We start from the raw sequence: 10,654 nt of genomic DNA, 5'->3' as shown, positions 1-10,654 counted from the left end.
CAAGTAGTGGATGATTGACGGGGACACGACAGGAAGGCGCGATCATGCGTACGAAGTTGGCATGGGCCGCGGCGATCGCTGGCGTGTGTGGAGCCATCGCAGCACCGGCGGGACTCGCCTCGGCCGAGACCGCCCAGGAGACGATCAATCGGCTTCAGTCCCAGGGATACACCGTCACCATCGACAAGATCGGCACCGCACCGATCGACCAGTGCACGGTCACCAGCGTGCGCAACCCCCAGAGCGTGACGCAGCTGGTGCCCTACATCGGCCCGGGACGCGGCGGCGACCGCAGCATCCTGGTCCCGCAGACCGTCAGTCAGACGATCTCGGTGTCGCTGAACTGCTCACCCTGAGCAAGTCCGAGTAGCCGATCCGTTGGTAGAACCATTGCCGGACACGGTCGCCGACGCGGAAGACGTCCTCGGCGCCATCGTCGGAGGGGTCCACATAGATCCGAAACGGACGCTTGCCCTTCGGTAGGTCGACCACCCGTGCGATCTGCCTGGCCACTTCGCCGGCGTCTGCGTCGTCGGGCAGCAAGTCGGCGAGCTTGCGGTTGACGTCATCCATCAGCCCGCCGTAGTGCTGCTCGTAGGCCGCGGTCACCGCGTCGTCCGCCGCGTGGCCCGCGTGGGCGAAGTGATTGGTACCCGACGTGAACGAACCCGGGATCACGATGGTTGTCTCGATCCCGAACCTGGTGAGCTCGGCCGCATAACTGACGGCGAGGGCGTCCTCGGCGGCTTTCGCGGCGAAGTACGGGCCAAGGTAGGGCGGTGTGCCGCCCCGCGAGCTCGACGAGCCGACCCACACCACCAGACCGTCGCCCCGTTGCCGCATGTGCGGCAGCGCGGCGCGGTTGACCCGTTGTGTGGAAAGCACATTCGTGTCGTACACCTCGGCCACCTGTTCCGGGGTGAACGCCTCGGTGGGCCCGAGCACCATGTGGCCGGCGTTGTGGATCAGCACGTCGATCCGGCCTGCTTCAGCGACTACCGAGGCAACCGCCTGATCGACGGACTCCTGATCGGATACGTCCATCTCGACCGGTCGCAACGTGACGCCGTGCTCGTCGGCGTACGCGCGTGCGGCGGCAGCCGACTGTTCGTTGCGTCCGGGCTTTCCCCCGTCGCTTCGCTCGCCCCGAGTGATACCCCGCATGCCCGCGTACACAACGTGTTTCGCGTCGGCGAGGGCGCGAACCGTGAGCGCGCCGAAGCCGCTCGAGGCTCCGGTGACGAGGATGACCTTTGACTCGGACATCAGATGACTCCTCCGTTGACGTAGATGATCTGGCCGTTGACCCAGCGGGCCGGTCCGGCGAGGAAGGCGACCGCCTCCGCGATGTCCTTGGGCTCCCCGAGACGTTCGAGTGGCGACATCTTCTTCAGGGTGTCGACCACGGCTTCCGGCTTGCCGTCGAGGAAGAGCGGCGTGGCGGTGGGGCCTGGTGCGACGGCGTTGACGGTGACGTCGCGGCCGCGCACCTCCTTGGCCAGGATCAGGGTCATCGCGTCGACGGCACCCTTGGTGGCGGCGTAGGCCGTGTAACTGGGCAGCGCGATCTTCACCACCGAGCTGGAGAAGTTGATGATCGCCCCACCGGTCCGCACCCGACGGGCGGCCTGCTGACCGACGACGAACGTGCCGCGGACGTTGGTGCGGTGCATGCGGTCGAAGTCGTCGAGGTTGAGATCGGCCAACGGCGACAGCAGCATGATGCCCGCGGTGTTGACCACCACGTCGACACCACCAAATCCGGCCTCGACCTGGTCGAACAGTGCCGCGACCGCGGCCTCGTCGGCGACGTCTGCGCCGACCACCAACGCCCGGCCCCCGGCGGCCACGACCTGATCGGCGGTCTCCTGCGCACGTTCCCGATTGCCCGAGTAGTGCACCGCGACCGCCATGCCCTGCTCGGCCAGCCGAACGGCGACGGCGCGGCCGATGCCACCGGAAGCACCGGTGACGATGGCGACTCGATTGGTCATGTCTACCTCCTCTGAAGACGTGTACGCTCCGTACATATAACCACTAAGTGTACGAATAGTCCATATATTCCCGGGAACTGTTCAGGAGGTGCCGACAGATGGCTGCCGTCGAAGACCGCCCCCGCCGCGGCAGGGGTCGTCGCCCCGCCGACCAGGTTCGCGACGAGATCCTCGAGGCGGCCGGCGACCTGCTGTTTGTCGAAGGCATGGCCTCGTTCACCATCGACAAGGTGGCGGCCCGGTCCGGGGCAAGCAAGATGACCATCTACAAGTGGTGGCCATCGAAGGGGGCACTGGCGCTCGACGGCTACTTCCACCGGGTCGAGGAGCATCTCCAGTTCCCCGATTCTGGCGACATCGAGGCCGACCTGCGCGCCCAGTTGCACGCCTTCCTGGCCGTGATCAAGGACAGCCCTGCTGGCTCGGTGATCGCCGAACTGATCGGCCAAGCCCAGTCCGACCCGGACCTGAAAGACGCTTTTCTGCAACGCTATTCGTCACCGCGTCGCGCCTTGGCCGTCTCCACGATGGAGACGGCCAAGGAACGCGGGCAACTGCGCCTCGATCTAGACCCCGAGACGGTGGTCGATCAGCTGTGGGGAGCCTGCTATCACCGGCTACTGATTCCGGACCAGCCCCTCACACCCGAGTTCGCAGACGCCTTGGTGGACAACCTCTTCGGCGGCATCACGCCGCGCGGGTAAGCCGATCAGCGACTCGAGCAGTCCAGTGACACCGTGATGGAGCGGTTCACGACCACCTCGATGAAATCGTCCCTGCCGCTACGTCGATTGACCCGGACCAGCCTGGTCTGCTCCTGCGGGTTGCGCACACTGGTCACCTCGCACTCCGAAAGTGGCGCACTACCAATGCGATCGACGTTCACGTCGTATCCCTGCGCCTCGAGCAGACCGATGGTCGCGACGGCAGAGCTCGAGCCCGCCGACGCCATTCCCGTTGGGATGAGCAGTATTCCGATGGCCGCCGCGGCGATGGCGACCAGGGTCAACAGGGTTGCACGCATCGCGCGCCTCCGTTCTCGTTCGGGGCGTTGCGATGTCGCGTTGTCGCCCTCTTCTCGCTTGGCCGGTTGGCCGTCACTTACATAGACGAGACGGGCAGACGAATGGTTCACGAGGTGCACACAGAGAAGGACCCGGCCGGGAGGGGTTCCGGCCGGGCCCTTCGATGTCACGCCCTATGCCGACGCAGGGATTTTCTCCTGCGTAGGCTCTTCGGCGCGGGGATCTTCATCGTCCAGCATGGTCACCTCGTCGAACGGGTCGCTACCGCTCAACACTGCGTTGACCTTGTCGCGGTCGATGGTCTTCGTCCACGAGCCGACCAACACGGTCGCTACGGCGTTGCCGGAGAAGTTGGTCACCGCCCGTGCCTCGGACATGAACCGGTCGATGCCGACGATGAGTCCGACTCCGTCCAGCAGATCGGGGCGGTGGGCCTGCAGGCCACCAGCCAGCGTGGCGAGGCCGGCACCGCTGACACCCGCTGCACCCTTCGAGGCAACGATCATGAACACCAGCAGCGAGATCTGCTCGCCGAGCGCCAGCGGCTTGCCCATGGCGTCGGCGACGAACAGCGACGCCATCGTCAGGTAGATCGCCGTGCCGTCCAGGTTGAACGAGTAGCCGGTCGGGACGACCACGCCCACGGTCGTCTTCTCGACGCCAAGGTGCTCCATCTTCGCGATCAGCCGGGGCAGCGCCGACTCGGACGACGAGGTGGCGAAGATCAGCAGGTACTCGCGGGCCAAGTAGCGGACCAGGCGGAAGATCGACACTCCGGCCACCACCCGCATCAGGACACCGAGCACACCGAACACGAAGATGATGCAGGTGACGTAGAACCCCAGCATCAGCGTGAGCAGCTGGGTGACCGCGCTCCAGCCGGTCTGACCGACCACGTTGGCGATCGCGCCGAAGGCGCCGATCGGGGCCAGCCACAGGATCATCACGAGCACCTTGAAGACCAGCTTCTGCAGGTGTTCGATGCTGCGCAGGATCGGCTCACGGGAGTTTCCGAGGCCCTGGACGGCGAAGCCGACGAGCAGCGCGACGAACAGGGCCTGCAGCACGTTGCCTGCGGTCAGCGACGAGAAGAGGGACGTCGGAATGATGTGCGTGATGAAGTCCATCAGGCCGCCGGCCTCGTGGGCAGTCTCAGCCAGTTCGCTGCCCTTGGCTGCCGAAGAAGCGGACAGGTTGAGGCCGGTACCCGGGCTCAACAGGTTTCCGACGACCAAGCCGATCGCCAGCGCGACCGTCGACATGATGAGGAAGTAGACGAACGCCAGTCCGCCGACCTTCCCGACGGTGGCGGCGGCGCGCACCTTGCCGATGCCCAGCACGATGGTGCAGAAGATGACCGGAACGATCATCATCTTGATCAGACTGACGAACATGGTGCCCAAGATGCCGACGCTCTTGCCGACCTCGGGCGCGAGCAGTCCGACGATGACGCCGGCGACGACGGCGACGATGACGGCGATGTAGAGCCAATGAGTTCGGTCGCGCCGTTTGGGCGGCGCTCCGGTGTCGGGTGGGGTGGTCATTGGGTTCCCTCCAGTTCGGTGCAGTTCGTGCCGCGAAAGTGTTCTGCAAGGATGGTGTTCCCACGAGTGACCCACGTCACGCTTTAGTTCATTACGTTCACGTTCGACGAACTGCGGAGGTGCGATGCGCAAGTGGTGGGCGCCTTCGGCGTGGGCACCGCGTTCGTTGGCCGGCCAGGCGATCGCCCTTCAGCTCGTCGTGATCGCGGTGGTGGTGCTGGCAGGCAGCGCGCTGGCACTGGTCGACGCCCGCCAGGACGGCGAAGCGACCGCCCGACAGCAGGTGGTGAGCATCGCGACCGCATTGGCCGATGCGCCGTCGACCGCGTCGGCCATCGAATCCGGTTCGGCCACCCGGGTTCTGCAACCGATGACCGAGGCGGTGCGGACCAATACCAACATCGCGTTCATCACGATCATGTCGCCCGACGGAACCCGCTTCACCCACACCGATCCCAGCCAGATCGGTGGCCACTACCTCGGTACCATCGAGCCCGCGCTGCGCGGCGAGACGTTCACCGAGATCTACACCGGCACACTGGGACCGTCGGTCCGGGCGATCGCTCCGGTTCGTGACGCATCCGGACGCGTCGTGGGACTGGTGTCTGCGGGCATCACGCAGCAGACCCTGACGCAGCGCTGGCGCGACCAGTGGCCCACCATCGCCATCGTCAGCCTCTGCGCCCTGCTGGTCTCGCTGGTGGGCGTGTGGGCGATCCGCCGCAGGCTGCTGAGGCAGACCCACGGGCTGCGTCCAGATGAGCTCCGGGTCATGTACGAACACCACGACGCGATTCTGCACTCGGTCTCCGAGGGGCTCATCGTGCTCGACCACGGCCGCGCCGTGCTGGTCAACGACGAGGCACGACGTCTGCTGTCCCTGCCCGCGGGTGATGTGGACGAGTCAGACCTGCCGGAGTTCCTGCGAACGTACGACCCCGGTGTGCGCGACGAGGTGCACGTCACCGAAGAGCGAGTGCTGGTGGTGAACCGCTCCCGGGTGGGCGACTCCCCCCACTCCGAGGTCGTGACGGTCCGCGACCGCACCGAATTGCAGGGCGCCCTTGGCGAACTCAGCTCGCTGCAGGTGTTGACCGATTCGCTGCGCTCGCAGGCGCACGAGGCCGCCAACAAGCTGCACACCGTGATCACGATGGTCGAAATGGGCCGGCCAGAGGACGCCGTGAAGTTCGCGACCGACGAACTGGCGCTGTCCCAACGTCTGGTCGACCGGTTGTCCGACGACGTCGCCGAACCCGCGCTGGTGGCATTGCTGCTCGGCAAGACCGCGCAGGCCGACGAGCGTGGCATCGCGTTGACCATCACCGAGGACACCCATCTGGCATGGGACACCGACCACGTGGCGTTGACGGCGCAGGAGATGGTCACGGTGCTTGGCAACCTGGTGGACAACGCCATGGACGCATGTGACCGCGACGATCCGTGGGTGGAGGTGACCGTGAGCCAGGGCGACGAGGAACTCTTGATCCGGGTGGCCGACAGCGGCACCGGGATGGACGCCGAGACGTTCCAGAGGTCGATGCAGCGGGGCTATTCGACGAAGTCGGTGAGCGACGGTGAACAGCACGGCCTGGGCCTGGCGTTGGTGGCGCAGGTGGTCAAGCGGCACGAGGGCACGCTGACCGCCGACGTGACCTACGGTTCCGTGGTCACCGTGACGGTGCCGGGAGCGGCGCGGTGACCCAGTCGATCTCGGTCCTGATCGTCGAGGACGACCCGCTGATCGCCGAAGCCCACCGCACGTATGTGGAGCGCCTGAACGGTTTCACGGCCTCGGCGGTGGCACACACCGCCCGCGGTGCCATGCAGGTGGCATCGGAGGCGGCCGCGGCAGGGACGCCGATCGAGTTGGTGTTGCTCGACATCGGGCTGCCCGATGCCAGCGGGATCAGCCTGGCGTCGGCACTGACGGGGTTGCGGCCCGCACCGGACATCATCGCGATCACCTCGGAGCGGGACCTGGAGATGGTGCGCGCCGCCGTCGCGCACGGCGCGCTGGCATACCTGCTGAAGCCGTTCACGTTCGCGGCGTTCCAGGACCGGCTGGAGCGCTATCGGCGGTTTCGGGTGTCGCTGCCCGCAGGCGTCGATGCGGCCAGCCAGGCGGAGGTCGATCGCGCGCTGTCCGAATTGCGTTCTGCAGGCGACAAGTCCGTCGCGCCCAAGGGCGCCGCACCGCAGACCAACGACGACATCGCCAGGGTGGTACGCGACAACGCCGACGGTGTGACCGCCGACGAGGTGGCCAAACAGGTGGGGGTGTCCAGGGTCACCGCGTGGCGCTACCTGGAACGGCTGGCCGACGACGGCACCGTCATCCGGCGGACGGACTACGGCAAGGCCGGCCGACCCAAGACCCGTTACCAGTGGCGCTGAGGCACAACGGAAGACGCGGTGGCTACACCAGCGAATCGCGCAGCCACCGTCCCGTGCTCCTGGTGCCTAACCCCGATTGAACAGGTTGCCGATGCCGTTGAGCACGCCGAATCCGGCATTGCCCACCTGAGTCAGCGCGTTGTTGCCTGCCGTGCCGACCTGAGTCAGCGCGTTGTTGCCCGCCGTGCCCAGCTGAGTCATCGCGTTGGTGCCCGCGGTGCCTAGCTGGACCTGAGCGTTGCCAAGGGCGGTGCCCGTCTGCGAGATCGCATTGGTGCCGGCGGTCCCTACCTGGACCTGAGCGTTGGACAGGGCGGTGCCCAGATTCACCAGGAATTGGGTTCCCGGGTCGGATGACGGGACGACCGGGGCAGCCAAGATGGCCGACCGGGCCGACGTCGTCGCAGCCGACTTCGGGGTGAACTTGTTCCCGGTTTGCGTGACGACGTTTTGTTGGTTGTCGGCCGCAGCGGTGCCTGCCCCTGCGAGTGCCATCCCGGTTGCGACAGCCGCCGCGCCACCCGCAATTCCCACCGCGGTGACGACTCTGCGGGTTACCGACCTAGTTTGTGTGGCCATGAGCTGTATCCCTTCAGCAACGAAATTGACGATGGCTGTGTAGTTACCACTCTGGGGTGTGACCAAACCCACATCGGAAAAAATTCTTTTGGTCTTTTCTCGACGCGACGCCGGTCATGGACTTTGCAAGTACCTCTCGAAGGTGGTTCCGGAGCCCTGTCCATCGTCACATCCCGTTTGCTGTTACTTACGCTCAGCGAACCGTGATTGACAGCATCCGACCTTCGCGTCCCGCGGTGGATGCCTCGCCAAATGGCCCAATCACGTCCTGCTGGCAGCGGTGAACGCCCCGCCAGCTGGGCCGACTCGGCCCCGCACCGCTACAACCGATTCCTTTGCGAATTCCGAGGGTTCGCGTAGATGGATGTCGGATGAGGATCGGACGCTCGTGCACCTCGCAGGTATCGCGGGCATCCTGGATGGGTGTCCGATCGAGCACCCACCTACGCCGACCGCCGGCGCGCGGGATCGTTTGGTGCCGCCGCCGACCGCTACGACCGCTACCGTCCGCGCTATCCGCAGTCCCTCGTCGCCACGCTGGTGGCGGGTCCTGGCGTGCGCGCACTCGACGTAGGAGCGGGGACCGGCATCGCGTCAGCACAGTTGATGGAGGCAGGCGCCGAAGTCCTTGCCGTGGAACCCGACCCACGGATGGCCGCCGTGGCCGCAGCCAAGGGCGTTCGCGTGGAGCAGGCGACGTTCGAGGAATGGGAGCCTGCGGGCAGGACGTTCGATCTCGTCGTGTTCGCACAGTCGTTCCATTGGATGCAGCCGGAACGAGCGCTGACCAAGGTCGCTTCGATCCTGAATCCAGGCGGTCGTCTGGCACTGCTGTCGAACCGCATCACGCCCGTATCGCCGACCCGACGGGATCTCGACGATGCCTATGCGGGCCATCTCGACGTGTCCCAGCGTCGGGCGATCGACGCCGTCCACGATGACGGGCTCCCCGCCATCATCGAGGGCAGTGGCTTCACCGTCGACCGAAGCAGCACCGTCGAATCAGTGCACTACGCCACCGACGACTGGGTGAACATGGCGTTCACGTACTCCAACGTCCTAGTGCTGGAACCCAGTACGGGAGCCGAGCTACGATCCCAGCTCGAGAAGCGCATCGGGGCGCCAGGAGTCGACGCCCGAAAGGAGAGCGTCGTCGTCATCTGCACTCCGGCTTAGACTCCTGCGGGCTCCAGCTCGCGGATCTCCAGTGCGGCAAGCGGATTGGCCGCAGCCACAGGCGCGAACATCGGCGCGGGTGCGGGCACCGAGTAGGCGGTGACGCCGCCGGCGCAGTCGGCGACGTAGAGCCGGTCGACACCGACTGCAACGCACGACGGCCGGACGCCCACCGCGATGGTGTCGACGACCGTCAGCGTCTCGGTGTTCAACACCACGACGTGGTCGTAGTCGACGACGTACGCACGGGTTCCGTCGACGGACAGCGCCAGCTGAGTCGGCGCGGTAGCGACCGGAACGCTGGCCACGATGCGGTTGGCCACCAGGTCGATGGCGTGCACCACGCCGCGGTCGTTGAGGTCGGAGGTCAGCACGTACGCGGTGCTGTCCAGGCCGATCTCCATACCGCGGATGGCGTCACCCACCTCCAGCGAGCGGTTCACCCGACCCGTCTCGAGGTCGACGACGATCAGTCGGCTGCTGCGCGCGTCGGACACCGCCGCGTAGAGGCGGCGGCCGGACGCGTCAACGCGCAGGGCGTCGATGTTGGCATCCTCGCCCTTGGCGAGGTAGATGGTGCCGACACGGTCCGCGGTGGTGTCGATCACGGAGACGTCGATACCGCCGTCGCCGGTGCGACCTGCGTAGACGCGCTTGCCGTCGGGGCTCGCGGCCATCGCGGTGACGTTGAACGACAGCGGGTACGACGCGATGACGGCACTGGTGCGGACGTCGATCACGGCGACTGCGTCGTAGTTGGCGGACGCCACGCCGACATGGGCGTGGTCGTTCGCGACGACGACGACCGACGGCTCTCGGGCGGCGACGCCACCCGTAACGGCCAGGCTGTTCGCGTCGAGGATGACGACCTTGTGGTCGCCGTAGCTGGTGACCACAAGGGTGTCGCCGTCGACCGACATGTCGGCGATCGGGCCGCGTCCAACAGTCGTTGCACCCAACAGGGCGGCGTTCGCGTTCTCCACGGTCACGCTGATTGCGCGCGCGAATGTACTAGCCATGTTCAGGGCACCTCCGCCAGCGACCATTTGCGCCGGCACTAGATTCGAATGTGGTCAGCGCCCGGTGGGGCGCGGTCTTTGTCGAGTGTAGCGACGTAAAATCGGCTGCCGGTATTCCGCGGACGAGGTTTTGACGCCTGTCCCGCAAACCTCTCAGGCAGTACTTAAGAAACTCTTCGTTATGCGTCCGTTATCTTCGCCGAGCAACGGCATATCCCCGTCCTACCAGTGCGTTTCAGGGATCGGCAAGCGCCACTAGTTTTCCGTGGCGGCTGCCACAGGGACCCCACCCTTACCTTTCAAATCGAAAGTGAGGGGTAGATCACAAGGCGACACGACAGCAAACTTCTGACATATTGCGCCGAGGCTGACGGCAGTGACTGGTGTGGCAGTTGTGAACCGGACCGGAATGGCGGCCGGATTTCCCCGACTTAGCCGTTGGCCCCGTATTCACTTGGAGTTGGCGTCTCCCCGCGGTGCCAGATCCCCCGGTCGCTCCGCTCCTGCCCGCCGTGCCAGATCCCCAAGTCGCTCCGCTCCTGCCCGCCGTGCCAGATCCCCAAGTCGCTCCGCTCCTGCCCGTCCTGCCCGCCTCGCACTCGCAGCCGCCCCGCGGCCCGGCCGAGCGTCGCCAGGTGCCTGCGCCAGGACGGGCGCGGGGCCACCAGCGGAAGTGGCGGAATGGGCAGGATCCGTTCCATGGGCATGGCCGGGGCGAGCGAACTCACCTCGGAGTAGACCTCGCCGCACGAGTGGCAGTCCACCTCGTAACGCACGGTATCGAGTTCGCCCTCGACGAATGTGTAGTCCGCGACCGCAACACAATGGGGACAGCGCGCCGAGCCACGCTCTACGACCACGCTCATGGGATTGCACCCTCTTCTCGTCACCGGCGTCATGGATCGGCCCGCCGCCACTTC

12 protein-coding genes are annotated in these 10,654 nt (G+C 66.2%); 5 read left to right on the top strand and 7 right to left on the bottom strand.

Going from position 1 to position 10,654, the window contains the following annotated elements; genetic code table 11:
- The first annotated feature begins 44 nt into the window (after window positions 1-44).
- Window positions 45-356 carry a hypothetical protein gene (locus tag HNP02_RS36125; protein ID WP_184445455.1) on the top strand — a complete coding sequence of 104 codons (312 nt, stop codon included), beginning with the start codon at window positions 45-47 and terminating at the stop codon, window positions 354-356.
- Here HNP02_RS36125 and HNP02_RS36120 read toward each other — a convergent pair.
- Window positions 316-1,266, bottom strand: a complete 951-nt coding sequence (locus HNP02_RS36120; protein WP_184445454.1) for an SDR family oxidoreductase — start codon at window positions 1,264-1,266, stop codon at window positions 316-318. The genes HNP02_RS36125 and HNP02_RS36120 overlap by 41 nt on opposite strands.
- Window positions 1,266-1,994, bottom strand: coding sequence for an SDR family oxidoreductase (locus HNP02_RS36115; protein WP_184445453.1), 729 nt, complete (start codon window positions 1,992-1,994; stop codon window positions 1,266-1,268). Before HNP02_RS36115 ends, HNP02_RS36120 begins: the two co-directional genes overlap by 1 nt.
- 98 nt (window positions 1,995-2,092) lie before the next feature.
- Here HNP02_RS36115 and HNP02_RS36110 point away from each other — a divergent pair, with 98 nt between their 5' ends.
- A complete protein-coding gene (locus HNP02_RS36110) occupies window positions 2,093-2,698 on the top strand; it encodes a TetR/AcrR family transcriptional regulator (protein WP_184445452.1) in 606 nt (201 codons plus the stop codon).
- A 5-nt stretch (window positions 2,699-2,703) separates the two neighbouring features.
- Here the strand turns inward: HNP02_RS36110 and HNP02_RS36105 are convergent, their stop codons facing one another.
- Together HNP02_RS36105 and HNP02_RS36100 are read right to left on the bottom strand one after the other, a co-directional pair.
- Window positions 2,704-3,018: a hypothetical protein gene (locus HNP02_RS36105; protein WP_184445451.1), complete on the bottom strand. Its 315-nt coding sequence runs from the start codon at window positions 3,016-3,018 to the stop codon at window positions 2,704-2,706.
- A 174-nt stretch (window positions 3,019-3,192) separates the two neighbouring features.
- Entirely contained in the window at window positions 3,193-4,563 is a 1,371-nt protein-coding gene (locus tag HNP02_RS36100; RefSeq protein ID WP_184445450.1) for a cation:dicarboxylate symporter family transporter, read from the bottom strand.
- Between the two features lie 124 nt (window positions 4,564-4,687).
- Here HNP02_RS36100 and HNP02_RS36095 point away from each other — a divergent pair, with 124 nt between their 5' ends.
- The gene (locus tag HNP02_RS36095) at window positions 4,688-6,265 is read left to right on the top strand and encodes a sensor histidine kinase (protein ID WP_184445449.1); all 1,578 of its coding nucleotides are present in this window, start codon (window positions 4,688-4,690) and stop codon (window positions 6,263-6,265) included.
- A complete protein-coding gene (locus HNP02_RS36090) occupies window positions 6,262-6,960 on the top strand; it encodes a response regulator (protein WP_184445448.1) in 699 nt (232 codons plus the stop codon). The genes HNP02_RS36095 and HNP02_RS36090 overlap by 4 nt, the downstream gene beginning before the upstream one ends.
- Window positions 6,961-7,026: 66 nt before the next feature.
- On the opposite strand, the gene HNP02_RS36085 is transcribed toward HNP02_RS36090, so the two are convergent.
- The gene (locus HNP02_RS36085) at window positions 7,027-7,539 is read right to left on the bottom strand and encodes a hypothetical protein (protein ID WP_184445447.1); all 513 of its coding nucleotides are present in this window, start codon (window positions 7,537-7,539) and stop codon (window positions 7,027-7,029) included.
- A gap of 423 nt (window positions 7,540-7,962) precedes the next feature.
- Between HNP02_RS36085 and HNP02_RS36080 the strand changes: the two genes are divergently transcribed.
- Window positions 7,963-8,715, top strand: a complete 753-nt coding sequence (locus tag HNP02_RS36080; RefSeq protein WP_184445446.1) for a class I SAM-dependent methyltransferase — start codon at window positions 7,963-7,965, stop codon at window positions 8,713-8,715.
- On the opposite strand, the gene HNP02_RS36075 is transcribed toward HNP02_RS36080, so the two are convergent.
- Window positions 8,712-9,734, bottom strand: coding sequence for a YncE family protein (locus tag HNP02_RS36075; protein WP_255507351.1), 1,023 nt, complete (start codon window positions 9,732-9,734; stop codon window positions 8,712-8,714). The two genes, HNP02_RS36080 and HNP02_RS36075, sit on opposite strands and share 4 nt — an antisense overlap.
- Window positions 9,735-10,165: 431 nt before the next feature.
- Window positions 10,166-10,600 carry a hypothetical protein gene (locus tag HNP02_RS36070; RefSeq protein WP_184445445.1) on the bottom strand — a complete coding sequence of 145 codons (435 nt, stop codon included), beginning with the start codon at window positions 10,598-10,600 and terminating at the stop codon, window positions 10,166-10,168.
- Between the last annotated feature and the right edge of the window lie 54 nt (window positions 10,601-10,654).

Origin of the sequence: Mycobacterium sp. AZCC_0083, from assembly GCF_014202335.1 — a bacterium.
In the GTDB taxonomy this organism is placed as follows: Bacteria; Actinomycetota; Actinomycetes; order Mycobacteriales; family Mycobacteriaceae; genus Mycobacterium.
The sequence above is the reverse complement of the archived record's forward strand: the minus strand, read 5'-3'. Positions and strand labels throughout refer to the sequence as shown.